The following is a 23,942-nucleotide window of genomic DNA, read 5'->3' as shown; positions in this document are numbered from 1 at the left end:
TTCCACAGTTTTTACTTCATCAGTTTCTGCAAAGTAACCACCAGCTCATCGATCGTCTCATCTTTTCCCTGGCGGATATCTCTTGCCACGCAGGTACGGATATGCTGAGCCAGAAGCTCCTTGTTAAAGGCATTTACTGCAGCATTCACTGCGGCTGACTGGATCAGGATATCATTACAGTAAGCATCGTTCTCCAGCATCCGGATGATTCCGCGGATCTGTCCTTCCACACGCTTCAGGCGATTGACCAGCTTTTTACGTTCTTCCTCTGAACGGGCAGTGTGTTTTTCGCAGCAGGGACAGACCTTCTTCATACCTTCCTCCTGTATTTCCATACTATCTACATTTCTGTTTTCCCATTTCTCCGCCATAAACTGCTCCTTTTCCCTGACTTCCTTTTCTCTTTTTTGTTACTGTTCACTCCGTTCTCAGCAACACGCTTCGCGGGATATTACCAGTGAACAGTAACCTTTTTTGTATTAGCTGAGGAGTATCTGTGTTTTTACTACATACCCCTCATGGGTATTCTTATATTTTGTACTATATACCCTTGCAGGGTATTTGTCAATTGTTTTTTGTAAAGCGGACATTCGCTCCGCGCACTTGAAACGGTGGAATACTTATCTGCGTTAAAAAAAGCTTCTGCAAAATACATCGCCGACGCAATATATTCTGCAAAAGCTTTCATTTTTTCTATGCACAAGTCCTCATTTGCCCGTGTACTTTCTTTCTCACAAAGTAGAAGCAACATACCTGCATCAGTATGGTAAGAATCCAGGATACAGGGTAGGAAATAAACAGTACGGACAGAGATCTGTGAGATGGAAAGATTCCAAAGATCCATACAATTCTGGTTCCCACAGTACCGATGATGGACAGGATCATAGGCACTCCAGAATGCCCCATTCCACGAAGTGCCCCCGGAAACAGGTCCATCAGTCCGCAAAGAAAATAGGGAACTGTGGCAAAGGTCATAATCTCCATTCCTGCATGGATCACATCCGGCTCCCTGGTATAGATCTGCAGGATCTCAGGTCCAAAAAAGTAAGCGCAGCAGCCCAGAGTCAGAGAACATACCACAGACAAAATAATACAGTCCACAAGAACCCTGTCCATGCGTTTCCATTTCCGGACACCGTAATTCTGGCTGGTAAAGCTCATACATGCCTGGGTAATGGAATTTACAGAGACATACAAAAATCCAAATACATTATTGGCTGCTGTATATCCTGCCATAGCCACAGAGCCAAAGGAGTTGACAGAGGACTGAAGGAGCGCATTGGAAAAATTGATCACTGTACTCTGGATTCCCGCAGGAACCCCTACCTGGAAAATCTGTTTCAGGTATTCTTTCTTTATGGAAAGCCTGGAAAAGCGCAGCTGATAGCTTCCCTCCGACATATAAAGGCACCGTAAAACCAACACACAGGAGACAAACTGTGAGAATACTGTAGCAATGGCAACCCCAGCCACATCCATATGGAAGTACACAACCAGGATCACATTCAGCACTGCATTGATCACACCGGAAACTACCAGAAAAAATAATGGCCTTCTGGTATCTCCCACAGCGCGGAGAATGGCTGCGCCATAATTATAAAGCATAAAAAAGGGCATTCCCAGAAAATAAATCCGCATATACAGGGCAGACTGACTGATTACATCCTCCGGAGTTCCCATAAGCTCCAGGGAAAATCTGGCAAACATCAGTCCCAGGATTCCCATAAGAACCCCACTGATCAGAGCTACCGTAACAGAAGTGTGGACTGTCTCTGACATCTCCTTCGATTTTCCGGCAGCATAAAATCTGGCAGCAAGTACATTGGCTCCCAGGGAAATGCCAATAAATAAATTAGTAAAAATATTGATCAGTGCAGTAGTAGATCCTACAGCAGCCAGCGCCTGACTTCCACTGAACCTGCCCACTACCACAATATCCACAGCATTAAACAGAAGCTGCAGGATTCCGGACAGCATTAAAGGCAATGAAAAAGAGATCAGCTTGTCCATGATCGTTCCATTGCACATATCTATCTCATATTTATTATGTTTCACGTTTCTTTCATTCCTTTCTCAGTTACAGTAACCAGTTTATCCGTTGAAAAGCCCGGATTTCCGGACTATGCCGGAAATCCAGGCCATATTTATCTGTTTATTCCTCAACCAGAGTACCAAAATAATAAAATCCCTTACAGGTATCCAGTCGTACCTTTACATATTTTCCAAGAAGATCTCTGCAGCCTGGGAAATGAACCAGCAGATTATATTCCGTTCTGCCTGTATAGATTCCCTTTTCCTTACTCTCCTCTTCCACCAGGATCTCCTGCACCGTACCCTGGAAGCGGGAAGAAGCCTGACGCCCCTTTTCCTGTACCAGGGAAAGCAGACGGTCAAAACGATCCTTTACCACATCCTCAGGAATCTGGTTCTCCATTTTTGCAGCAGGAGTACCACTTCTCTTGGAATAAATAAAAGTAAAGGCTGTATCAAAATCACATTTATCTACCACATCCAGTGTGTCCCGGAAGTCCTCTTCTGTCTCCCCGGGGAAGCCTACGATAATATCCGTAGTAAGGGAAATATCTGGGATGGCTGTACGGATCTTCTGCACCAGCTCCAGGTATTTCTCCTTGTCATAGCGCCGGTTCATGATCTTTAAGATACGGCTGCTTCCGGACTGCATAGGCAGATGAAGATGATGGCATACCTTTTTGCTTTTTGCCATAGTTTCAATCAGTTCCTCTGACAGATCCTTGGGATGAGAGGTCATGAAACGGATTCTCTTTAACCCCTCAATTTCCTCTACCTGCTGCAGAAGCTGGGCAAAGGTAATAGGATTCTCCAATGTCTTGCCATAGGAGTTTACATTCTGTCCCAGGAGCATAACCTCTGTCACACCGTCTGCCACCAGCTCTCTGATCTCCTGAAGGATAGCTTCCGGCTCACGGCTTTTCTCCCGTCCGCGGACATAAGGAACAATACAATAGCTGCAGAAATTGTTGCAGCCAAACATAATATTTACACCTGTTTTGAAGGAATATTTACGGTCTGCCGGCATCCCCTCTACGATCTCGTCAGATTCCTTCCATACGTCAATGATCTGCCCCTCCGTATTTAAGCTTCTGTAAAAAAGCTCCGGGAATTTATGAAAATTATGAGTACCAAATACCAGATCAACAAAGGAATAATCCTTATGGATCTTCTCGATTACTTCCGGCTCCTGCATCATACAGCCAAACAGTACGATCTTCATTTCTTTTTTCTGTTTCTTAATGCTCTTCAGATGTCCCAGATGTCCGTATATCTTCAGATTTGCATTCTCACGGACAGTACAGGTATTATAGATCACCACATCTGCATCCTCTTCCCTGGAAACCTCTTCATAGCCCATTTTCTTCACAATACCGGCAACGGTCTCTGTCTGAAGTGAATTCATCTGACAGCCGGCATTCTGGATAAAAAAGGCAGGCTGATGATCATATCTCGCTCCGACCAGTTCCTTACATTTTTCGATATATTCTAACTGTATTTTACTTTCCTGTGTATTAATCACTGTATATTTCCTCGTCCTTTCACAAGCTCTGTTCTATACTTATTACAAATTTACGCTTTTCTTATCATACAGAATTTAGAGACATATGTCAAACAAAAAAAGCATCAAAAAGGCAGGCCCGAAAGCCTGCCTTTTTCATTCTCACAACCGTCTGAACCGGTCAATGATTACATTTCTTTTTTACGTCTTCTCACCAGTACATAACCGCCTGCCAGAATAGATGCTGCTGCCAGTGCCAGCATAGTGCCAACCGGTGATTCATCCCCTGTGGAAACTGCTGACTTGGAAGCAGATCCGCTTGTTCCATTCGCATAAGTAGTCGGTGTCAAATCTGAGCTTTCCTCTGTTGTTCCGTCTCCGCCATAAGTACCGCCTGAGCCGGTAACGCCAGGAGTAACAGATGTCTGAGCCAGAGGAGCTGCCTTGAACTGATATCTTACAGATTCAATAATACCGCTCTGTGCCTGCCATTCTGTTCCGCTGTATACCTCTTTCTGGAAGAATACATAAATATCATAGGTTGTCTCTGCATCCTTGTAAATACCTTTGGCAGCGCCGATCTTCCAGGTAGTATGCATATCCTTGGAGGATGGGTTTGCTGACATGCTCCAGTACTGCGGTACCCATCTTACATCACCCTCATGAGGATCTGCATTATCTGTACCTGCACCGATCGCCCTGAAATCATAGAAGGTTCCAGGATAGAAAGTAAGTGCGTTTTCAAAGCCCTGAACCTTACTTTCTGTAACTGCCGGTGTCTTCGGTATTGGAGTAGGTGTTACAGGAGCCTCTGGGCGTTTCTGTGCGCTATTGTCAACCTTTACAGATTTATAGTTTTTAGAATCCTTTTCACTGATCACAGTTACATAGATATCTACATCATATTCCGGAAGGTCTGTCAATGTAACAGTTGTGCTCTTATCAGCCTTGATCTTCTGACCACTTACATTGATCTCAGGAGCTTTATCTCCTCTCTTCACCCAGTCTACCTGGTAAAGTCCATTAATATTCGTATGGAATTTAATCTCATAGCTACTGTGTCCGGTCCATTTTCCACTTTCAATTTTGATCGCAGCCTTTGCTTCCGGTTTCTCGGAAGGAGTTGGAGTTACCGTTACCGTAGGATCTACCAGTGCACCGTCTTCCCCAATGGTAAAGGTCTGTCCTTCATAGGTAAGCTGAGGCAGAACGTCTGTCAGTGTCACATCTGTTACAGAAGCATCCATTGTGACAACCTGTGTTCCTGCTTTTGCATCCTTTACCTGCACGCTGATCGTAGAACCTGTCATCGCACCGGTCACGTTGATTTTGGCATCTTCTCCTGCCAGAACCAGGTTGCTGACAGCATCATTCTGATCCTTATTTTCTGTTACAGATACAGTGCCCTTTACATTTACTGCACTTTCACTGTAGATACCACCGCCAAGTGTGGCGGTATTGCCTGTGATCGTTCCGCCCTGAAGATATACGGCAGCGCCGGAGGCTGCATTGACAGCTCCACCCTGTGCTGCAGTGTTACCTGTGACAGTTCCGCCCAAAAGGTAGAAAGCCGCACCGGAAGCCACATTGACAGCTCCACCATTCACATCTGTGGAAGTATTGGCATTTCCGGAAAGTGTTGTACCATCAGAAATTCCAAATGTACCGCTCTGGACATCAACCATAGGTGCTGTCACAGCTGTTGTACCGTCCCCTGTTCCATCTACTGTGATGGAACCTGTTCCTGCTGCGTTGCCATCTGTATCAGTTAAAGTACCGCCGGCAATCTGGAAAGTACCGCCGGATACTGTGAAAAGACTTCCTGCAAATCCTGCAGCACGTTTGATCTTAATATTCTCTGCCGCAGCGACCAGCATAATATTTTTGTTAGCCGGAACATCAATGGTCTCCCCAAGCTCAATCTCGCTGCTGATCTTGATGTATGTAGGATCATTGGCTTCAGCAGTACTGTCAGGTACTGCTGCAAATGCTTCCTTCAGCGTTGCATATTCAGTATCGCCGATCATGATTTTTTTACTTCCTGTTTCTTCTGCAGCCGGTACCTCAGTAGGGTCTGCTTCCGGTGTTTCCGGAGTCTCTGCAGGAGTCTCCTCTGACGGTGTTCCGTCAGGAGTTTCTACCGGAGTCTCTGTAGGCTCTTCTGCAGGTGTTTCCGGAGTCTCTGCAGGTGTTTCAGTAGCTCCCGGATCCTCTGCAGGTGCATCTGTACCTTCCTCTGCTGCCAGCTCTCCCTCTGCTTCTGCCTGTGCAGCTACTGTATCTGCTGCTGCAAATGCAGCAGAAGGAACCATTCCCATAGATAATGCTCCAGCCATCAAAATGGCAAATAATTGTTTTCTCCTCATTTTATGTCCTCCATAAATAAGTCTTTTATTTCATTTTTGCAATTCAAAACTAATTTTGAGTATAGCACACCTTTTGCAAAAAATCAAACTTACGGACGAATTTGTCCGTTTCCATAGATAATATATTTGGTAGTGGTAAGTGCCAGTAATCCCATAGGTCCCCTTGCATGTAATTTCTGGGTACTGATACCGATCTCCGCGCCAAAGCCAAACTCAAACCCATCTGTAAATCTGGTGGAAGCATTCACATACACTGCCGCAGCATCCACCTGATCCAGGAATTTCTGGGCATGCTCATAATTATTGGTAATGATTGCCTCAGAATGTCCGGTATTATATTGATTAATATGGCTGATTGCTTCTTCTACAGAGGAAACTACCTTCAGGGAAAGAATATAATCCAAATACTCTCTGCCCCAGTCTTCCTCTGTTGCCTGTACAGCTCCGGGGATCAGCTCACAGGCTGCTTCATCTGCCCGGATCTCCACACGTTTCTCCTGCAGGCGTCTAGCCAGAACAGGCAGAAACTCATCTTTTACTTTCTCATGGACCAGTACAGACTCACAGGCATTGCACACACCTACACGCTGAGTCTTGGCATTCATAATAATATCTGCTGCCATCTGCAGATCAGCAGTTTCGTCCACATAAGTATGGCAGTTACCTGTACCGGTCTCGATCACAGGAATCGTACTATTCTCAACTACTGCTTTAATCAATCCTCTGCCGCCTCTGGGGATCAGCACATCCACATACTGATTCATTTTCATAAATTCTGCTGTGGTTTCTCTGGAAGTGTCCGTGATCAACTGGATGGCATCCTCTGTGATTCCCTGCTCCTGCAATACCTCACGGATACATTTTACAATGGCCTCATTGGAATGAATGGCATCGCTTCCGCCTTTTAAGATCACCACATTTCCGGTTTTAAAGCAAAGGGCAAAGGCATCTGCTGTTACATTTGGCCTGGCCTCATAAATAATTCCGATCACACCTAAAGGCACTCTTTTCTGCCCGATCATCAGACCGTTGGGACGCTTCTTCATCCCTAGAACCTCACCTACAGGATCTTCCAGCGCCGCCACCTGGCGAAGTCCCTCTGCCATCCCCTGTATCCGGTCACCGGTAAGAAGCAGTCTGTCCACCAGAGCCTCCGGCATATTATTTTTTCTGCCGTTTTCCACATCCAGGGCATTGGCTGCTGTCAGAGTATCTGCATTCTCTGTCAGTGCCTCTGCGACCTTAAGAAGCACCTCATTTTTTTCATTTGCAGAAAGATTTCTCACAAGAACTTCCGCATTCCTGGCATTTTTTCCAAGAGTATTCAGCATTTCATTCATTTCTCAAACTCCTTTCGGTCACAAGATTTAAGCCTCCGATGTCAGGCAGCAGGTTTCCTCCTCTGTCACCAGGATCTGAGGACAGATATCTGTAGGTTCTGTGGGAACCTGATCAAACATCTGAAAGGAAAAAGCCACTGCCACTCTCTGGATATCCGGATGTTTTTCCAGATAACGGTCATAAAATCCTCCACCGTATCCTACCCGGTGATTCTCCCTGTCAAAAGCCACACCGGGCATGATCATAAGTGCTGTGGGCCATTCCACGATTTCCCCTGAAGCAGGCTCCGGGATCTGGAAATACCCAGGTTCAAGCTGTGAAAAATCAGTAAGCTTATAAAACACCATATCCTTTCCCACCACCTTGGGTACTGCAACCTCTTTGCCAGCCTTCCATGCCTCTTCAATAAGATACTCCGTGATCACCTCATGATTGTAATCTGCATATGCCAGGATCCTGTCTGCATGCTTAAAGGCAGGAAGAGCCACCACTCTCTGAGTGATCGCTTTGCTCATTTCCTCCACCCATGCATCTGTACGCTGTTTTCTGGCTGCAAAAACTTTTTTCCTAATTTCCTTTTTTGTGTCCATATTTCTCTCCAAGGTTTACTATTGTACCATCTGCTTCTTTGATATCAATATTATCCAGCTGAGTACGAAGATTCAGCCGGACATAGGCAATATATTCCTTGCGCAGCAGTTCCCTCTCCTTTTTTTCTTCTTCCGTAAGTCCTACGCTTTTCGCCTTGTGTGCCAGTGTATTGATTCTTTCAATCTTTTCTGCTTCCATAAATAAATTCCTCCTGTATTTTATAATAATTTATCAATAATATCGATGAGATAAAACTCTTCTTTGGACTGACCTACAAATAAGGTACCGTAGTCACGGCCCTCTGTGATCTTGTGGATAATGTGAAAATCAGCTCCATTGGCGATCACCATATCCACCCCTGCAGCAGAGGCAATCCTGGCAGCCGTAAGCTTGGTAGCCATGCCTCCGGTTCCCACAGAACTCTTGGATGTGGATTTTCCCATCTCCAGAAACTCCTCATCCAGATTCTCCACCAGATCAATAAATCTGGCATCCGGATTGATATTAGGATCATCCGTAAAAAGTCCGTCAATATCTGACAGGAGGATGAGCAGATCTGCCTGCACCAGTGCCGCAACTACTGCGGACAGTGTGTCATTATCACCAAACTTCTCCAGTGACTGCAGCTCATAGGTGGAAATAGAGTCATTTTCATTTACGATCGGAATAACCCCCAGATCCAACAGCTCATTAAAAGTATTCTGCGCATTTTTGCGGTTCACATTATTGACCATTGTATTTTTTGTCATCAGGATTTGTGCCGATGGCTGGTTATATTCCAGAAAAAGCTTCTGATAAATCATGATCAGGCGGGCCTGTCCCACCGCAGCGCAGGCCTGCTTGGTCTTAAGCTCTGTAGGCTTTTCCTTCATTCCCAGAGCAGCCACTCCTGTAGCCACAGCTCCGGAAGAAACCAGGATCACATCCTTCCCCTGGCTTCGCAGATCACTCAGTTCCCTGGCCAGAACCTCCAGCTTACGCAGATTCAGTCTCCCTGTTTCCGGATGGGTCAGAGAGGAGGAACCGATTTTAATTACTATTCTCTTTTTATCCTTTAATCTTTCCCGGTAATTCATTTTTCACTCCGTAATTTCAAGTCTTTTTATCGTGTAATACCAAGCTCATCCAAAGCAGTTCTCTGTTTGTTTTCCATAACCACAGCCTCCTCAGGTGTCATATGGTCATAGCCCAGCAAATGCAGCATACTGTGGGCTACCAAAAAACAGAATTCTCTGGTAACACTGTGTCCATATTCCTCAGCCTGGGCAAAAACCTTATCTACAGAGATCATAATATCTCCCAGTAATAATTCATCTGTATCCAGGTCAAAATAGGATTGGTCCTCCTCCACAATGGCGTAATCTGCCGGTGTCTCAAATGGGATCATAGGAAAAGACAAAACATCTGTAGGTGCATGGATCTCTCTGAATTCAGTATTCACTCTCTCAATCTCCTCATTGTCTGTGAGGACCAGATTTACCTGTGCATCATAGGGACAGCCTTCCATATCCAGAACCTTCTGCACTACTTTTTCTGCCAGCTCCTCATACTCAATTCCGATTTCACGGTCTGTCTCATAATCTATCTGTAATGTCATCTCTCATATCCTCCTTTTCGTCCCCTGACAGGGCGCTCCGGCTTCTGCTTTTTTTCATAGGCATCGTAGGCCTGGACAATCTGCTGCACCAACGGATGACGTACCACATCCTTGCTGGTCAGCTGACAAAAACCAATATCATCTATCTTCTTCAGCACCTTCATAGCCACATCCAGCCCGGAAACAGCATCCCGGGGCAGATCCTTCTGGGAAGCGTCTCCGGTAACAATTACCTTGGAGCCAAATCCAATACGTGTCAGGAACATTTTCATCTGTGCAGGGGTAGTATTCTGGGCTTCGTCCAGAATAATGAAAGCATTATCCAGAGTACGTCCTCTCATATAGGCAAGAGGAGCCACCTCGATCAGCCCTCTCTCCATATTTTTGGCAAAGCTGTCTGCTCCCATGATCTGATACAGCGCATCATAGAGAGGGCGCAGATAGGGATCTACCTTACTCTGGAGATCACCGGGCAGAAAGCCAAGCTTTTCTCCAGCTTCAATGGCAGGGCGCGTCAGGATGATCCTGCTTACCTCTTCATTCCGAAAAGCAGTAACTGCCATGGCCATAGCCAGGTAAGTCTTACCTGTACCTGCAGGCCCCACTCCGAAAACAATCATTTTTTTGCGGATCTGGTCTACATATTCCTTCTGTCCCAGAGTCTTGGGCTTTATAGGCCTGCCCTGAATGGTATTGCAGATAAAATCCTTATCTATTTCTGTAAGTACCTCATTTCTCTGCTCCATGGCAAGAGAAAGGGCATAATTTACATTCTGTCTGGTGATGGTATTGCCTCTTTTTGCCAGAACCACCAATTCATCGATCAGTTTTTTCGCAGAGGCTGCATTCTGTTCACTTCCTAATATTTTCAAAACTCCGTCTCTGGAGATCACAGTTACATTTAAGGTCCGTTCAATCAGCTTCAGATGCTCATCAAACTGCCCGAACACATTTGATTCCTGATCAGCCGGTACTTCTGTATGCAATTCAATAATACTGCCTGCCATTTAAAATAATTCCTTTCTGTAGTTACTGTGTTTTATTGTATCACCCTTTTGTATTTTTTGAAATAAAAAATTTAAGGTTTTTCGCAGGGCACTTCTTTTCCTGTCTTTTCAACAATTTCCAGAACACCGGAGCTTATACAGGCAGAGTCTGTGACCCTTATGGTAACACGATTGTCTGTAATCTCTTTTCCCTCTTCCAGAAGTTTTTTCATATATGTGCGCAGACAAAGCTCTGCCTGTGATCTGGCCTCTGCAGGTGTATAAACTTTTACAGACTCTCTGTATTCCTGAAAATCAACTTTTCCCACAGACAGAGGCAAGCTGAAATTCTCATTAAGATACAAGGGATATTCTGCAGAAGATATCCTCCAGTTACTCTTTGGAACATGAAAAAGTTCCAGATACCAGGCTCCTGCCTTCAGATAAAAGCCTGCTTCAGTTTTACCGGTCATCTCTCTTTCTCTATGCTTAAGAGGAAACTCCCTGTGATAAAATACAGGATGAGAAATGTAGATATCCGCATCTGCATGGACATATTCTCTGCGCTGGATCTCCTGGTTATCATTCATAATATGTAATTCACCGGAAACAAGAAGATCTCCAGCATCACAGGTATCTCCAGGTTTTTTCACAGGAACCCCGGCGCGGGCAATGATCCGGACAATTTTCCCCTTTTGCTCCGCCTCCAGATCGCAGGGCATACTGTTTTTTTCTGCTGCCTGCAGTTCCTCCTTCTCTTTTATGTCCAGTATCAGCTTACAGCCTGTGATTCTGGCAGATACCCAGGTAATATCCGGAAAATCCTTTCGCACAGAGGCAGCAAGCTGTGTACAGTTTACCTTCTTTTTGGACATCCCATGGACGATTTCTTCCTTTTCCAGATATTTCAGTATTTCCGGAGTACTGTTTTTTATATTTCCACTGACCTGAATATTCCATATTCTGCCGGACAAAAAAAGCACAAGAATGCCGCCCAGAAGAAGCCCTGCTGCAAAGGCTTTTTTCTTCCTGCCCCGGATCATCCACCAGACCGGAAGCCCTCCCTTTTTTAGGATTTTAATATGAACTCCTGTTTTATTCCTGACAGGCCTTAATTTAAAATAATCTCGCACAGAAACACAGGTCTGTATCCTCCCCTCATCTATATAAGAGATCTTTTCCATAAAAATCCCACGGTTTCTGCACAGATTAAGAAATCGTCCCAATTGCTCTCCCTCTATGCCAAGGATCACATATCCATATAGAAATCTTAATAATTTTCCCATATCCGGTAGTCATCTCTGCTGCAAAAGAATACTGAAAATCGACCCGGTAATCTTCATTTCCAAAGAGGTATACCAGACAATTTCCAGATTTCTGCCACGCAGAAGGACCTTTCCCCGAAGAGACTGGATCAGAATTTCAGAATCTGTATACTGCAGAATCCCTTTATAATTTTCTATCACTGCTTCCCCGCTTCCTGTGAGGGAAATCTTAGTTTCCCCACCGTCCAGATCCGGCGCCAGCTCCAGTGCAGTGACCACCTGTTTCTTCCACTGTCTGTTTTTTTCCATAAAAAAATCCCTCCGGCTTTTACTGTCAGTTTATGCCGGAGAGATTTATGGTATGCAAAAGCCCAGGAAAATACAGGGAAACATTCACTTTCATCGGATCAGGACCATGGAAAACCAGAGGATGGTATTTCCGCCCAGGTTATATTCCATGGACTGCTCTTCCACAATTTCATTTACCACTACGCCGTGGCTTTCCAGACAGGGATGCATTCTGTCCGGATGCCTGCAGGGCTTTCCTTCTATATATGCACATTTCTCACAGATATCACAGGACTCTGTGGAAAGGATAAAGGTTTCATAGCCTTCCTCCTTCAGATATCTGCCTACCTCAGTGGTCAGATCCTCATGAGCCCGCCTGGTAGAAAGCATTTCTTCCATATTCAGGATATCTGACACCTCTGCCACACTGGAAAAAAATACAGCCTGGGGGTATTTTTTGATTCTTTTCTCACACTCCTCCAGAGTGCCCACAGCCGGAGGACAGGCCCAGGTAGAGCCATAGCGGGTACACTCCTGCCTGCAGATCGTCCTGACCCGCTCTTCTATCCTTATATTCTGAGTATCCAGCAGACGATATTCATAAATAGGATACTGTGAAATAAATTCTTCAAATTTCTGTCTATCCATAACCTACTCCTTGTACTATTTATGATATGGCTCATGATTTATGATCCTGTAGCTTCGATAAATCTGCTCAAGAAGGATCATCTGCATCAGCTGATGGGGAAAGGTCATTTTCGAAAAGCTCAGCTTATAATCTGCCCGTTTCAACACCTTATCACTTAGCCCCAGGGAGCCTCCGATCACAAAGGCAATGGAGCTGACACCTGAAACACCAAGACGTTCTATCTTTTCGGACAGCTCCACAGAATCTGCCATCTGTCCGTCAATAGCAAGAGCGATCACATAATCCTGCTCCCGGATATGTTTCAGAAGCCGTTCCCCCTCTGTATCCTTGATCTGCTGATTCACAGTCTCAGAGGCTTTGTCCGGTGTCTTTTCATCCGGCACCTGGCAGAAGGTCAGCTTGCAATATCTGCTAAGGCGCTTGGCATATTCTGCAATTCCTGCACTTAAATATTTTTCTTTAATTTTTCCAACTGATACAATACGGATTTCCATTCTCTTCTTTCCTGTCTTTTAATATTGTAAATAGTATTCTCTGGAAGTAAGCTTGCTGGTTTTTCCATTGGCTGCCACAAGGATCACATTAAATATATGGTATCCCACAGGCACGGATATGGGCTGCTCATATTCTGTGCTGTTCACATCCGGTTCTCTGTCAAAGGCATAATAAGCCTTACATCCATCCGGCACACTGACCTTGATGGTTGTCTCTTTGCTGAAATCCCCTGACTTGGGATAAACAGCAGGGGCTGCCGGAGTTTTCAGCACAATAATATATTTTCCGGAAGCCACTTCACTTATAATGTTTTTGGCATTCACACCGATTGCCTTTATACAGGTAGTTCCCTCATTTAATTCAACGGGCTCCGTATACACAGAACTTTCCAAAGTGGGATCTGTACCGTCCAGAGTATAATAAATCCTCTGGTAATCTCCGGAAAGCTCCAGGTTCTGAAGTGAAGTATAGGTTCCCGGAACAATGCTGAAAGCCGGGGGACTGCACATATATTCCCCACAGGCCTCCTGGATTTTTTTGCTGCTGCTCTGCAGAATATCCCGTACCTCTGCACTCTGTCCATTTTTTGCAAGCAAAGATACCAGCTCCTCATAAACACCTACACCTGCATCTGCATTTTTTACCAGCGGCTTCAGAATCAGGATTCCTTCCTTCAGTTTCCCTTGCTTTTCCAGACATTTTGCCAGAAGAATATTTGCAGACTCGTTATTGGGCTTTTTTTCCAGGGCTGCTTCTATAGATCTGGCCGCTGCCTCATAATGCTCCTGCTCAAACTGCTGGCTGGCATGACTGTATAATGCCGAAAAAGTATGTAACTGCCGGTAGCAGAACACTCCCAGAAGGACTGCAGCTGCCAGGCAGATAACAATAATTCTCTTCCGATTATAAATAAGCTTTGCAGCAGACAGTCCTTCCCTGTCACTTTCTCCACCTGAGTCCTGCTGTTCCTTTTTTCTGAGCTGTGTTTCCACAGAATCAAATTCCCTGACCCAGGGAATTTCCGAAAGGCAATGAGGACAATACAGGGAGCCTTTTTCCACTTCTTTGTGGCAATTGGGACATTTCATAGACACCCTCACTGTTTCTTAAATCTGTTATCCATGTTACTGCGCACAAAGCAGGCAGTAACCCCTTAATTGTTCTCTATATAATTTTCAAACTGCTCCATAGACATAAGCACTTTTCTGGGCTTGGTTCCCTCCTCAGGTCCTACTACCCCTGCATCACAGAGCTGATCCATGATTCTGGCTGCTCTGTTAAATCCTATCTTAAACATTCGCTGAAGCATACCAATGGAAGCTTTCTCCTTCTCAATAATAAACTTTCCGGCTTCCTCAAAATGTACATCCCTGTCTTCACCGGCTCCGCCGGCTGCTGATGCAGGAGAATTCACCTGCTGCTCAATCTGCTGGTCATACTGTACTCCCGGATTTTTATCTGCCAGGAACTCAACCACCTGGCTGACTTCCTCATCTGATACAAAAGCTCCCTGTAATCTGGCAGGCTTCTGATATCCCTGAGGATAAAAAAGCATATCTCCCTTACCCAGAAGCTTCTCTGCCCCATTCATATCCAGAATGGTGCGGGAATCCACTCCAGATGATACAGAAAAAGCAATTCTGGAAGGCATATTCGCCTTGATCAGACCTGTAATAACATTTACGGAAGGTCTCTGGGTAGCAATGATCAGATGAATACCTGCAGCACGGGCCAGCTGGGCCAGACGACAGATGGCATCCTCCACTTCACCGGGTGCTACCATCATAAGATCAGCCAGCTCATCCACAATAATTACGATCTGAGGCATTTTATCCGGTCGGGGCTGCTCTTCTGTGAAATGCATGGTTTCAATCTTACGGTTATATTCGGAAAGATTACGGACTCCGTACTCCGCAAAGGTATTATATCGGTTTGTCATCTCTGTAACAGCCCAGTTCAACGCTCCTGCTGCTTTCTTCGGATCTGTGACTACCGGAATAAACAGATGAGGAATTCCATTATATACGCTAAGCTCTACCACTTTGGGGTCGATCATGATCAGCTTCACTTCCTCAGGCTTCGCCTTGTACAAAATGCTGACGATCAAAGTATTAATGCATACCGATTTACCAGAGCCTGTGGCACCGGCGATCAGAAGATGAGGCATCTTTGCAATATCTGTTACAACTGTTTTGCCTGCAATGTCCTTACCTACAGCAAAGGAAAGTCTGGATTTTGCTTTCTGAAATTCCTCTGACTGAAGGAGATCACGGAGCATGACCGTACTGTTTTCCTTATTGGGCACCTCAATTCCCACAGCTGCTTTGCCGGGAATGGGCGCCTCGATACGGATATCCGGAGTGGCCAGATTCAGCTTAATGTCATCTGCCAGACCTACGATCTTGCTGACCTTAACCCCCATTTCCGGCTGAAGCTCATACCGGGTTACAGTAGGGCCACAGCTCACATTTGTCACTGTCACATTTACTCCGAAATTGTGAAGAACCTCCTGCAGCTTCTGGGCAGTTTTCCGCAGATGGGCATCCGTATCTCCCTGGGATTTTCCGCTGCCTCTTTTCAGCAGATTAAGAGGGGGAAATCTGTATTCTTTTTTCTCTGCAGCTTCCTTCTGGCTGATCTCGTGCTGTATACTTACAATACCATTCTGAATCTCTGCTTCAGAAGATTTCGGATTCTTCGAAGGCTGCCGCTGAGCCTTCTCCGGCTGAAAAGGGGGCACTTCTTCTGCCTCTTCTACATCACTTTCTGTATCGTCTTCTGCATTTTCTTTTCTATTTTCTATATCATCTGGCAGAACCTCCGGCAGTTCATCCGCTCTTTGGATATGGAAATCCACAGCAGAAGAGAATTCTTCATTCTCCTCCGGCTGAACTTCATCCATTTCCTCTGCCATATCTGAAAGGTTATCCGGCTCATCTGTATCTGCAGAAACCGCAGCTTTCTTCCGTGGCTTCCCTGATTTCTTCTTGTTTTTCTGAGATTTCGGCTCTGTCAGTCTGGTACCTTCCAGGAATCCGGCTTTTTTCATATTCTTTGCTTCTTTCGGGTCTAGCAGGAAGTCCTCCTCATTGTCAAGAAAATCCTCCCCTTCTTCTCCTTCATCTGCAATCTCCTCTTCCAGTCTCCGGATTTTTTCCTCTCTGCGTTCCTCACGAAGCTGTTTTCTCTGCTGTGCACGGACCTGACGGCGCATCTGTCTCTCCGGCTGTCCCTCCATATAATGGGCACGACCGTTCTTGACCAGATCAAGGATCCGGATCACCAGCATGGTGACAAAGTCAAGAAGAGATCTCTGGGTAATAATGATCAGGCACACAATATATGCCAGAATAATGATCACTACCCCTCCTGCTGTACCAAAGGCAGATGTGATAGAAATACAGAGTGCTCCTCCAATTAATCCTCCACCGGTTTTGTAATCAGCACTTAAATTAAAATAATCTATCAAAGTAGTGCCTGACATGTATCCGTCTGTGAGAAGCTGTGCTGTTGCGCACATAAAAAGAAACATCACAAAAACTGCTGCCATTTTTTTGTATGCCAGACGGTTCGTTTTATTGATCAGAATAAAGGCTGCCCCTACAAAGAAAATGACAGGAAAAAGATATGCCATCATTCCCATCAGCCCAAAGCAGAAATGACTGATGGCATCCCCTACAAAGCCTCCCATTCCGAAATTACTGACCAGAAGGATCACACAGGCTGCCAGAATTACAAACAAAATAATCTCTGTCTGAAACCCTGCTGTCTCCTGCCTGGATGTGGTTCCTCTGCTGTTTTTCCCCTTTTTTACTGTACGTTTCCTGTTAGATGCTGCCATTTCCAGGCTCCCCTCCTAATTATGTTACTGTTTTCTGTTACTGTCTTCGCCCACTGCCTATCACTTTTTAATAATAAAGCATGGGACTCATCTGATCCGGTCAAAAGGCATAATTGCACAGCAAAACGATCACACCAATGGCAAACGAATAAACTGCAAAATACCGAAACTTTGTTTTCTGCACAAGCTGAACCATAAAACGAATCACCAGGCATCCTGCCACCCCCGCCAGGAGCATTGCAAAAATGCTGGCAAAAATCATTCCAACTGTCATACTGGTCGCACCAAAATATCCTATTTCCGTAAAGAACGCTCCGATTACAGCCGGTAAACTCATAAAAATTGAAAAAAGCAGGGCGAATTTACGGCTGTATCCGCACAACAGAGCTGCACATACAGTCAGCCCCAGCCTGGAAATCCCCGGAAATACAGAAAGCCCCTGACAGATTCCGATCCACATGGCACTGTCCCAGGAGGCTTCCCGGGGTCCCTTCTCGCCACCGGAATTATTCAGATCTGTCACCAGAAGGATAATTCCTGAGATCAGAAAACCAATTCCCTGACAGATAGGAGATGCTCCCGCCAGAACTGCCAGTCTTCTGGAGCTGATACCCAGTAATGCGGTAGGAATCATAGATACAAGCAAAAGTGCCGCAAACTTACGATAGGATCCTGTTACGATCCTGGCATATTTCAAGTGGTTTCCTGTCCTTCTGTTATGAATGTACAAATTCAGATTACCAATGGCATCCATAAGCATTCCCACAGCTTCAAGAAGCAGTCTCTTTAATTCATTCCTATAGAGAAAAATAATGGCTGCAGCTGTACCCAAATGCAGCATGGACTCAATGAGAAGGCCTGCATCCTGTTCCATTCCCAGAAAATGCTCCACCACCCCAAGATGTCCCAGACTGCTCACCGGCAAAAATTCTGTGACCGCCTGGATTACAGCCAATAAAATCAAATATAAAACGATCATAAATGTATTTCCTTTTCCTATATTCGAAAATGTATTTTCAGTTCATACTATCTTAAGATTATAGCACACCTGTATTCAATTGACAACTGCCTCGCAAATAGTGGCATGTGAATAATAACGAACTCATTACTGTTCACACACAGCAAAAACTCCTGTCCGCATTTTTATGCAGACAGGAGCCTGAATATGTATCAGTCCAGTTCAAAGAACCGGGTTTTATTTATTTTTCAGATATTCATCGATACCTTTGGCACCTGCTTTACCAGCACCCATGGCAAGGATAACAGTAGCTGCGCCTGTAACAGCATCACCACCGGCATATACACCGTCTTTGGATGTCTTACCTGTTTCTTCTTCAGCAACGATACATCTTCTCTTATTGATTTCAAGACCTTTAGTTGTAGAAGAAATAAGCGGGTTAGGAGAAGTACCAAGAGACATGATCACTGTATCTACATCCATGTCATACTCAGATCCCGGGATTTCAACCGGACGGCGTCTTCCGGAAGCATCCGGCTCACCAAGTTCCATCTTGACAACCTTCATACCTTTTACATGGCCATTCTCATCAACAAGAATTTCCTTCGGGTTTGTAAGAAGATCGAAGATGATTCCCTCTTCCTTAGCGTGATGAACTTCTTCTGCTCGTGCAGGAAGCTCTGCTTCACTTCTTCTGTATACGATATGTACCTCAGCACCAAGTCTCAGAGCAGTTCTTGCAGCATCCATAGCAACGTTACCGCCGCCTACAACTGCTACTTTCTTGCCAGCTGCGATCGGTGTGTCATAAGATTCGTCAAAAGCCTTCATCAGGTTGCTTCTTGTAAGGTATTCGTTGGCAGAGAATACACCGCTTGCATTCTCACCCGGGATACCCATGAACATTGGAAGTCCGGCACCTGATCCGATGAACACAGCTTCAAATCCTTCGTCCTCGATCAGCTGATCGATGGTTGTGGATTTACCGATTACTACGTTAGTCTCGAATTTAACACCTAATTCTTTAACTTTTTCGATCTCTTTCTTAACAACTTTCTGTTTCGGAAGACGGAATTCCGGAATACCGTAAACAAGAACGCCGCCAAGTTCGTGAAGAGCTTCGAATACAGTTACATCATAACCTGCTTTTGCAAGGTCACCTGCACAGGTAAGTCCGGAAGGACCGGAACCGATCACTGCAACCTTATGTCCGTTCTTAACCTCTGCTCCTACAGGTTTGATATCATGCTCCAGAGCATAGTCAGCAACAAATCTCTCCAGTTTACCGATAGAAACGGCTTCCCCTTTGATTCCACGGATACATTTACCTTCACACTGGGATTCCTGAGGACATACACGTCCGCAGATAGCCGGAAGTGCAGAAGATAATCCGATCACTTTGTATGCTTCTTCGATCTTGCCTTCTTTGATCTGTTCAATAAATCCAGGAATGTTGATGGATACAGGGCAGCCTTCTACACATTTGGGCTTCTTGCAGCCTAAACATCTCTGTGCCTCTTCCATTGCTTCTTCCTGATTATAGCCAAGACAAACTTCTTCAAAGTTTGTTGCACGTACCTTAGGATCCTGTTCTCTTACAGGAACTTTCTTTAACATCTTTGCATCTGCCATTACTCGTCACCTCCACAATGTCCGCATCCGCCGTGATGGGTATCGCCTTCCTGAAGCTTCAGTAATGCACGACCCTCTTCTGTCTTATACATCTGGCTTCTCTTCATAGCCTGATCGAAATCAACCAGATGTCCGTCGAATTCCGGTCCGTCTACGCAGGCAAATTTAATCTCATCGCCAACCTGGAGACGACATGCTCCGCACATACCTGTTCCGTCAACCATGATAGGGTTCATGCTGACAATTGTATGAATGTCAAGCTTTTTGGTAAGAAGACAGACAAATTTCATCATGATCATCGGTCCGATCGCTACGCAGACATCATAGTGTTTGCCTTCCTTTGTTACCAGATCCTCAAGAGTCTTGGTAACCATACCGGAACGTCCATAAGAACCATCATCTGTTGTAACATACAGATTGGAAACTTCGCCAAGTTCCTTCTCAAGGATAACCATATCCTTTGTCTTGGAACCAAGGATAACATCTGCTGTGATTCCATGCTCATGGAGCCATTTAACCTGTGGATAAACAGGTGCTGTACCAACACCGCCGGCAACAAATACCATTTTCTTTTTCTTTAATTCTTCGATATCTTCGTGAACGAATTCTGACGGACATCCGAGAGGACCTACGAAATCGCGGAAAGAATCTCCGGCTTTTAATTCTGCCATCTTGATCGTGGATACACCGATTTCCTGGAATACAATGGTAATTGTACCCTCTTTACGGTCGTAGTCACAGATAGTAAGAGGAATTCTCTCACCCTTCTCATCTAACTTAACGATAATAAATTGTCCTGGCTGACAATGGCTTGCAACACGCGGTGCATGTACAACCATTAAATGAATTTTAGCAGCCAGTGTCTCAGCTTTTAAAATCTTATACATGGTTTTCCTCCTCGCAAATAATAAACCTTCAATTATAATACGTCAAAAAAAGTCAGATGGCAAGTATTCTTTTCCAACAATATAAGATTTTTTCAGTATTTGACTTCATTCCTTCTTCTGCATTTCAATCAGTTCATATAATTTTCCCAGCGCTTCCCGGATACCACCCACCTCATCGATCAATCCCTCTTTCACTGCCTCAGGGCCTTCCAGCATGGTTCCCACATCTTTTACCAGCTGGGAGGTATCCAGCATCAGCTCCTCCAGTCTCTTCTGTGTCATATGGGAATGGCCGGAAATAAAGGTAGTGATCCGGTCCTGGATTTTTTCCATATTCCGGTATGTCTGCGCCACTCCGATAAACATACCATTGGAACGGACCGGATGGATCACCATAGTGGCACTTGGTACTACAAAGGAATAATCTGCAGAAACAGCCATAGGCACTCCAATAGAATGTCCCCCGCCAAGAACCAATGATACGGTAGGAATGCTTAAGGATGCGATCATCTCCGCAATGGCAAGCCCTGCTTCCACATCTCCCCCTACTGTATTAAGCAAAATCAGTAATCCTTCTATTTCTTCATCATCCTCAATAATCGCAAGTTTTGGAAGTATATGCTCATATTTCGTGGTTTTGGAATGAGAGGGTGCAGACTCATGGCCTTCCACTTCTCCGATGATAGTCAGAAGTTCCACCTTATGATTGCGGGAATTTCCGTTCAAAACCGCCTGTCCCATTTCCTTGATCTGCTGGTTTTTACTTTCCTGGGCATTGTTTTCCTGTTCCTGGTTTTCCGGCTTTCTGTTTTCTTCCTCTCCAGCGTTTTGATTTTCCTCTTTCACTTCATATTTATTTTCAGACATAAAAATACCTCCAGTTTTCTTTCTGGAGGTATTTTTGCCTTTTTTATACTAAACTATACACCATTTCTGCGTTCAAAAGGATTTACTGCTCATCCCAGTTTGTCCAGTAATCTGTTACATCATCGTCATCATCCAGCAGATCCAGAGTTCTCTGAAGATCCTTGAGAGCCTGCTCATCTGTAAGCTCCACATAAGTCTGAGGGATCATGGCAACCTGTGCCTCTGCAATAGGCAGACCTGCTTTATCCAGAGCTTCACGGACTGTACTGAAATCATCAGGAGCAGTAAGAACCTCATAGCTATCCTCTTCCTCGCTGAAATCCTCAGCACCTGCATCCAGGGCAAGCATCATAATCTCATCAGCATCCATCTCACATTCTTCTTTGTCAATGATGATCTGTCCCTTCTGGTCGAACATATAGGATACACAGCCCTGGGTACCAATACTTCCGTTACCCTTTGTAAAGGCATTACGCACGTTACCTGCTGTACGGTTTTTGTTATCTGTCAGAGTTTCAACGATGATCGCAACACCGTTTGGACCGTAGCCTTCATATACAGCCTTCTCATAATTATCAGCAGAATCAGCACCTGCAGCCTTTTTGATGCCACGGTCAATGGTATCATTAGGCATGTTGTTGGCTTTTGCTTTCGCAATTACATCACGAAGCTTGCTGTTGTTATTTGGGTCCGGGCCACCTGCCTTCACAGCCATAACCAGCTCACGGCCGATTACTGTAAAGATCTTTCCCTTCTTTGCATCGTTTTTCTCTTTCTTATGCTTAATGTTTGCAAATTTTGAATGTCCTGACATTTCACTTTCTCCTTTTGTTATACACTTTTTTATTTACACTTCCTGTATTCAGGAATTATTTTTATCTGCCGGATTCTTTTCCTCTGCCAGCTTCTCGGCACGTACCTTACCGATCGTCTTATTTCCGATAGACAGAATGGTAAACATATAACCATTTGCCTTAATGACCACATCAACATCCTTCTTTGAGGGAACATGCCCCAGAAAGCTGGTAAGGTATCCATTCAGTGTCTCAAACTCCACATCTCCAAAGTCGATATCCAGTTCTTCCTCCACATCCTCCAGATAAGCCAGTCCGTCAATGATCAGACTGTGATCTTTCTGAGCTCGGATGGTAACCTCATCCTCATCATACTCATCCAGGATATCACCTACGATCTCCTCCAGAATATCCTCCATGGTAACAATTCCTGCAGTCTGTCCATATTCGTCCACTACCACGGCCATATGGATTTTTTTCGCCTGCATGGTATGAAAAAGATCTCCGATACTTCTGGTCTCAGGGATCAGCGAAGCCTCTCTGATGATTCCGGGCAGCTCCTTTAAGGGCTTAAATTTGGCCCAGGGATTCTGAGTCATAAATTTCAGTGCATCCTTATAATGAACGATTCCCCTGATATTGTCAATATTTTCCTCATAGACCGGATAGCGGGAATTGCCCTCCTCCAGCATGGTATCGATCATATTTTTCAGCAGAACCTCCTGGTCAAAGGCCACCACATTGGTCCTGTGGGTCATAATATCATGAGCCTCTGTCTCATTAAAGGAAATAATATTCTGGATCATCTCCGCTTCGTTCTCCTGGATCACGCCCTGTTCATGGGCCTCATCCACAATGGAAATGATCTCCTCCTCTGTTACCGCCGCTTCTGTCCGGTTCAGCTCTACCCCAAAGGGTACAGCCGCCAGCCTGGCGATCCAGGTGATAAACAGAGTAAAAGGCCTGAGCACCATTACCCAGAAATGCACCAGCTTCAGATAACGGTATGCATATTTCTCCGGATGATAGGTACCCACCCGGCGAAAGGTAAGGATTCCAAGTCCTGCAAGCAGTATCACACATACTGCTAGAACCAGAACAAGAGCCGCTGCATGCTGTATGTATGGACGAAAAGCCGCCACTGCCCATGGCACCAGAAAAGCACCAAAACAAATTCCCGATGCCATGACCATCAGAGGGATGGCATTGACAAACTGAGCCGGCCTGTCGATCAGCTCCAGAAGCATCCTAGCTTTCTCGTCTCCTTCATCCGCTTTCTTTTGTGTATCATTCTCACTGATATTCCGCAGTGCTGCCGCAAACCCATAAAAAATGCCGTTCAGCCACAGCAGAAACACCAAAACAAATACGCCCCAGAGGGGCATACTACTGCCGTCTTCCATTACGCTTATCATTCTCCTTTATAAAGAAAACGCATAGTTACTGGTAAAATATATCACTTTCGCCCATATCCGTCAAGCGATAAGTACGTCTTTTCAGAAGCTGAGCTCCAGGCTGATCTCCAGTGCATGGTTTACCTTATCAAGCATAGCATCATCCAGATGACAGACCTTATCCTTCAGTCTTCGCTTATCTATGGTACGAAGCTGTTCCAGCAAGATTACAGAATCCTTTTCTATTCCATACCTCACTGCATCGATCTCTATATGTGTAGGAAGCTTTGCTTTATTCATTTTAGATGTAATGGCAGCACAGATCACTGTAGGACTGTGCCTGTTGCCTACATTATTCTGGATGATCAGTACCGGACGGATCCCGCCCTGTTCGCTCCCCACTACAGGCCTCAGATCCGCATAATAGATATCCCCTCTTTTAATTACCACACAATTCAC

Annotated in this window: 23 protein-coding genes; all 23 read right to left on the bottom strand. The window is 45.0% G+C overall.

Going from position 1 to position 23,942, the window contains the following annotated elements; all coding sequences use genetic code 11:
- Positions 1–11: 11 nt before the first annotated feature.
- On the bottom strand, positions 12–371 hold the full coding sequence (locus H8Z82_RS12585; protein ID WP_019161649.1) for a metal-sensing transcriptional repressor: 360 nt from the start codon (positions 369–371) through the stop codon (positions 12–14).
- Between the two features lie 322 nt (positions 372–693).
- The gene (locus tag H8Z82_RS12580) at positions 694–2,028 is read right to left on the bottom strand and encodes an MATE family efflux transporter (protein ID WP_186995307.1); all 1,335 of its coding nucleotides are present in this window, start codon (positions 2,026–2,028) and stop codon (positions 694–696) included.
- Positions 2,029–2,152: 124 nt separating this feature from the next.
- A complete protein-coding gene (gene miaB, locus H8Z82_RS12575; protein WP_186995299.1) occupies positions 2,153–3,553 on the bottom strand; it encodes a tRNA (N6-isopentenyl adenosine(37)-C2)-methylthiotransferase MiaB in 1,401 nt (466 codons plus the stop codon).
- Between the two features lie 167 nt (positions 3,554–3,720).
- Complete coding sequence (locus H8Z82_RS12570) at positions 3,721–5,898, bottom strand: LPXTG cell wall anchor domain-containing protein (protein ID WP_243176472.1); 2,178 nt, start codon at positions 5,896–5,898, stop codon at positions 3,721–3,723.
- Between the two features lie 89 nt (positions 5,899–5,987).
- Entirely contained in the window at positions 5,988–7,238 is a 1,251-nt protein-coding gene (locus tag H8Z82_RS12565; RefSeq protein WP_186995298.1) for a glutamate-5-semialdehyde dehydrogenase, read from the bottom strand.
- Positions 7,239–7,265: 27 nt separating this feature from the next.
- A complete protein-coding gene (locus H8Z82_RS12560; protein WP_186995297.1) occupies positions 7,266–7,829 on the bottom strand; it encodes a 5-formyltetrahydrofolate cyclo-ligase in 564 nt (187 codons plus the stop codon).
- Positions 7,807–8,028 carry a DUF896 domain-containing protein gene (locus H8Z82_RS12555; RefSeq protein WP_186995296.1) on the bottom strand — a complete coding sequence of 74 codons (222 nt, stop codon included), beginning with the start codon at positions 8,026–8,028 and terminating at the stop codon, positions 7,807–7,809. Before H8Z82_RS12555 ends, H8Z82_RS12560 begins: the two co-directional genes overlap by 23 nt.
- 20 nt (positions 8,029–8,048) lie before the next feature.
- Positions 8,049–8,906 (bottom strand): glutamate 5-kinase, encoded by an 858-nt coding sequence (gene proB, locus H8Z82_RS12550; RefSeq protein WP_186995295.1) that lies wholly within the window; start codon positions 8,904–8,906, stop codon positions 8,049–8,051.
- A gap of 26 nt (positions 8,907–8,932) precedes the next feature.
- Positions 8,933–9,427, bottom strand: coding sequence for an rRNA maturation RNase YbeY (gene ybeY / locus H8Z82_RS12545; protein WP_019161639.1), 495 nt, complete (start codon positions 9,425–9,427; stop codon positions 8,933–8,935).
- On the bottom strand, positions 9,424–10,434 hold the full coding sequence (locus H8Z82_RS12540; protein ID WP_019161638.1) for a PhoH family protein: 1,011 nt from the start codon (positions 10,432–10,434) through the stop codon (positions 9,424–9,426). The genes ybeY and H8Z82_RS12540 overlap by 4 nt, the downstream gene beginning before the upstream one ends.
- Before the next feature lie 71 nt (positions 10,435–10,505).
- Entirely contained in the window at positions 10,506–11,699 is a 1,194-nt protein-coding gene (locus tag H8Z82_RS12535) for a sporulation protein YqfD (RefSeq protein WP_186995294.1), read from the bottom strand.
- A 9-nt stretch (positions 11,700–11,708) separates the two neighbouring features.
- Complete coding sequence (locus H8Z82_RS12530; protein ID WP_186995293.1) at positions 11,709–11,987, bottom strand: YabP/YqfC family sporulation protein; 279 nt, start codon at positions 11,985–11,987, stop codon at positions 11,709–11,711.
- Between the two features lie 90 nt (positions 11,988–12,077).
- Positions 12,078–12,614, bottom strand: a complete 537-nt coding sequence (locus H8Z82_RS12525) for a DUF2284 domain-containing protein (RefSeq protein WP_019161635.1) — start codon at positions 12,612–12,614, stop codon at positions 12,078–12,080.
- 15 nt (positions 12,615–12,629) lie between these two features.
- Entirely contained in the window at positions 12,630–13,109 is a 480-nt protein-coding gene (gene rlmH / locus H8Z82_RS12520) for a 23S rRNA (pseudouridine(1915)-N(3))-methyltransferase RlmH (protein WP_019161634.1), read from the bottom strand.
- An 18-nt stretch (positions 13,110–13,127) separates the two neighbouring features.
- Entirely contained in the window at positions 13,128–14,198 is a 1,071-nt protein-coding gene (locus H8Z82_RS12515; protein WP_186995292.1) for a chitobiase/beta-hexosaminidase C-terminal domain-containing protein, read from the bottom strand.
- A gap of 65 nt (positions 14,199–14,263) precedes the next feature.
- Positions 14,264–16,951 carry an FtsK/SpoIIIE family DNA translocase gene (locus H8Z82_RS12510; RefSeq protein ID WP_186995291.1) on the bottom strand — a complete coding sequence of 896 codons (2,688 nt, stop codon included), beginning with the start codon at positions 16,949–16,951 and terminating at the stop codon, positions 14,264–14,266.
- Between the two features lie 100 nt (positions 16,952–17,051).
- Complete coding sequence (locus tag H8Z82_RS12505) at positions 17,052–17,930, bottom strand: undecaprenyl-diphosphate phosphatase (RefSeq protein ID WP_186995290.1); 879 nt, start codon at positions 17,928–17,930, stop codon at positions 17,052–17,054.
- 216 nt (positions 17,931–18,146) lie between these two features.
- Positions 18,147–19,541: an NADPH-dependent glutamate synthase gene (gene gltA, locus H8Z82_RS12500; protein ID WP_019161630.1), complete on the bottom strand. Its 1,395-nt coding sequence runs from the start codon at positions 19,539–19,541 to the stop codon at positions 18,147–18,149.
- Positions 19,541–20,428, bottom strand: coding sequence for a sulfide/dihydroorotate dehydrogenase-like FAD/NAD-binding protein (locus tag H8Z82_RS12495; protein ID WP_186995289.1), 888 nt, complete (start codon positions 20,426–20,428; stop codon positions 19,541–19,543). The genes gltA and H8Z82_RS12495 overlap by 1 nt, the downstream gene beginning before the upstream one ends.
- Before the next feature lie 105 nt (positions 20,429–20,533).
- A complete protein-coding gene (locus H8Z82_RS12490) occupies positions 20,534–21,295 on the bottom strand; it encodes a ClpP family protease (RefSeq protein WP_019161628.1) in 762 nt (253 codons plus the stop codon).
- Positions 21,296–21,377: 82 nt separating this feature from the next.
- Entirely contained in the window at positions 21,378–22,109 is a 732-nt protein-coding gene (locus tag H8Z82_RS12485) for a YebC/PmpR family DNA-binding transcriptional regulator (RefSeq protein WP_019161627.1), read from the bottom strand.
- Positions 22,110–22,157: 48 nt separating this feature from the next.
- Positions 22,158–23,504 carry a hemolysin family protein gene (locus H8Z82_RS12480; RefSeq protein WP_243176471.1) on the bottom strand — a complete coding sequence of 449 codons (1,347 nt, stop codon included), beginning with the start codon at positions 23,502–23,504 and terminating at the stop codon, positions 22,158–22,160.
- 81 nt (positions 23,505–23,585) lie between these two features.
- The gene (locus H8Z82_RS12475) at positions 23,586–23,933 is read right to left on the bottom strand and encodes a type II toxin-antitoxin system PemK/MazF family toxin (RefSeq protein WP_186995288.1); all 348 of its coding nucleotides are present in this window, start codon (positions 23,931–23,933) and stop codon (positions 23,586–23,588) included.
- Between the last annotated feature and the right edge of the window lie 9 nt (positions 23,934–23,942).

This window comes from Blautia difficilis, from assembly GCF_014297245.1.
In the GTDB taxonomy this organism is placed as follows: Bacteria; Bacillota; Clostridia; order Lachnospirales; family Lachnospiraceae; genus Blautia_A; species Blautia_A difficilis.
Note: the sequence above shows the minus strand (reverse complement) of the source record. Positions and strands in the feature narration are given on the sequence as shown.

Excerpts from the sequence above, each read along its gene's own strand:
- H8Z82_RS12580 (WP_186995307.1), bottom strand. The coding sequence starts at position 2,028 with ATGTGCAATGGAACGATCATGGACAAGCTGATCTCTTTTTCATTGCCT.
- H8Z82_RS12525 (WP_019161635.1), bottom strand. The coding sequence starts at position 12,614 with ATGGATAGACAGAAATTTGAAGAATTTATTTCACAGTATCCTATTTAT.
- H8Z82_RS12570 (WP_243176472.1), bottom strand. The coding sequence starts at position 5,898 with ATGAGGAGAAAACAATTATTTGCCATTTTGATGGCTGGAGCATTATCT.
- H8Z82_RS12480 (WP_243176471.1), bottom strand. The coding sequence starts at position 23,504 with ATGATAAGCGTAATGGAAGACGGCAGTAGTATGCCCCTCTGGGGCGTA.
- H8Z82_RS12530 (WP_186995293.1), bottom strand. The coding sequence starts at position 11,987 with ATGGAAAAAAACAGACAGTGGAAGAAACAGGTGGTCACTGCACTGGAG.
- H8Z82_RS12505 (WP_186995290.1), bottom strand. The coding sequence starts at position 17,930 with ATGATCGTTTTATATTTGATTTTATTGGCTGTAATCCAGGCGGTCACA.
- H8Z82_RS12555 (WP_186995296.1), bottom strand. The coding sequence starts at position 8,028 with ATGGAAGCAGAAAAGATTGAAAGAATCAATACACTGGCACACAAGGCG.
- H8Z82_RS12540 (WP_019161638.1), bottom strand. The coding sequence starts at position 10,434 with ATGGCAGGCAGTATTATTGAATTGCATACAGAAGTACCGGCTGATCAG.
- H8Z82_RS12565 (WP_186995298.1), bottom strand. The coding sequence starts at position 7,238 with ATGAATGAAATGCTGAATACTCTTGGAAAAAATGCCAGGAATGCGGAA.
- H8Z82_RS12495 (WP_186995289.1), bottom strand. The coding sequence starts at position 20,428 with ATGTATAAGATTTTAAAAGCTGAGACACTGGCTGCTAAAATTCATTTA.
- H8Z82_RS12515 (WP_186995292.1), bottom strand. The coding sequence starts at position 14,198 with ATGAAATGTCCCAATTGCCACAAAGAAGTGGAAAAAGGCTCCCTGTAT.
- H8Z82_RS12585 (WP_019161649.1), bottom strand. The coding sequence starts at position 371 with ATGGCGGAGAAATGGGAAAACAGAAATGTAGATAGTATGGAAATACAG.
- H8Z82_RS12510 (WP_186995291.1), bottom strand. The coding sequence starts at position 16,951 with ATGGCAGCATCTAACAGGAAACGTACAGTAAAAAAGGGGAAAAACAGC.
- proB (WP_186995295.1), bottom strand. The coding sequence starts at position 8,906 with ATGAATTACCGGGAAAGATTAAAGGATAAAAAGAGAATAGTAATTAAA.
- gltA (WP_019161630.1), bottom strand. The coding sequence starts at position 19,541 with ATGGCAGATGCAAAGATGTTAAAGAAAGTTCCTGTAAGAGAACAGGAT.
- H8Z82_RS12535 (WP_186995294.1), bottom strand. The coding sequence starts at position 11,699 with ATGGGAAAATTATTAAGATTTCTATATGGATATGTGATCCTTGGCATA.
- ybeY (WP_019161639.1), bottom strand. The coding sequence starts at position 9,427 with ATGACATTACAGATAGATTATGAGACAGACCGTGAAATCGGAATTGAG.
- H8Z82_RS12490 (WP_019161628.1), bottom strand. The coding sequence starts at position 21,295 with ATGTCTGAAAATAAATATGAAGTGAAAGAGGAAAATCAAAACGCTGGA.
- H8Z82_RS12485 (WP_019161627.1), bottom strand. The coding sequence starts at position 22,109 with ATGTCAGGACATTCAAAATTTGCAAACATTAAGCATAAGAAAGAGAAA.
- rlmH (WP_019161634.1), bottom strand. The coding sequence starts at position 13,109 with ATGGAAATCCGTATTGTATCAGTTGGAAAAATTAAAGAAAAATATTTA.
- H8Z82_RS12560 (WP_186995297.1), bottom strand. The coding sequence starts at position 7,829 with ATGGACACAAAAAAGGAAATTAGGAAAAAAGTTTTTGCAGCCAGAAAA.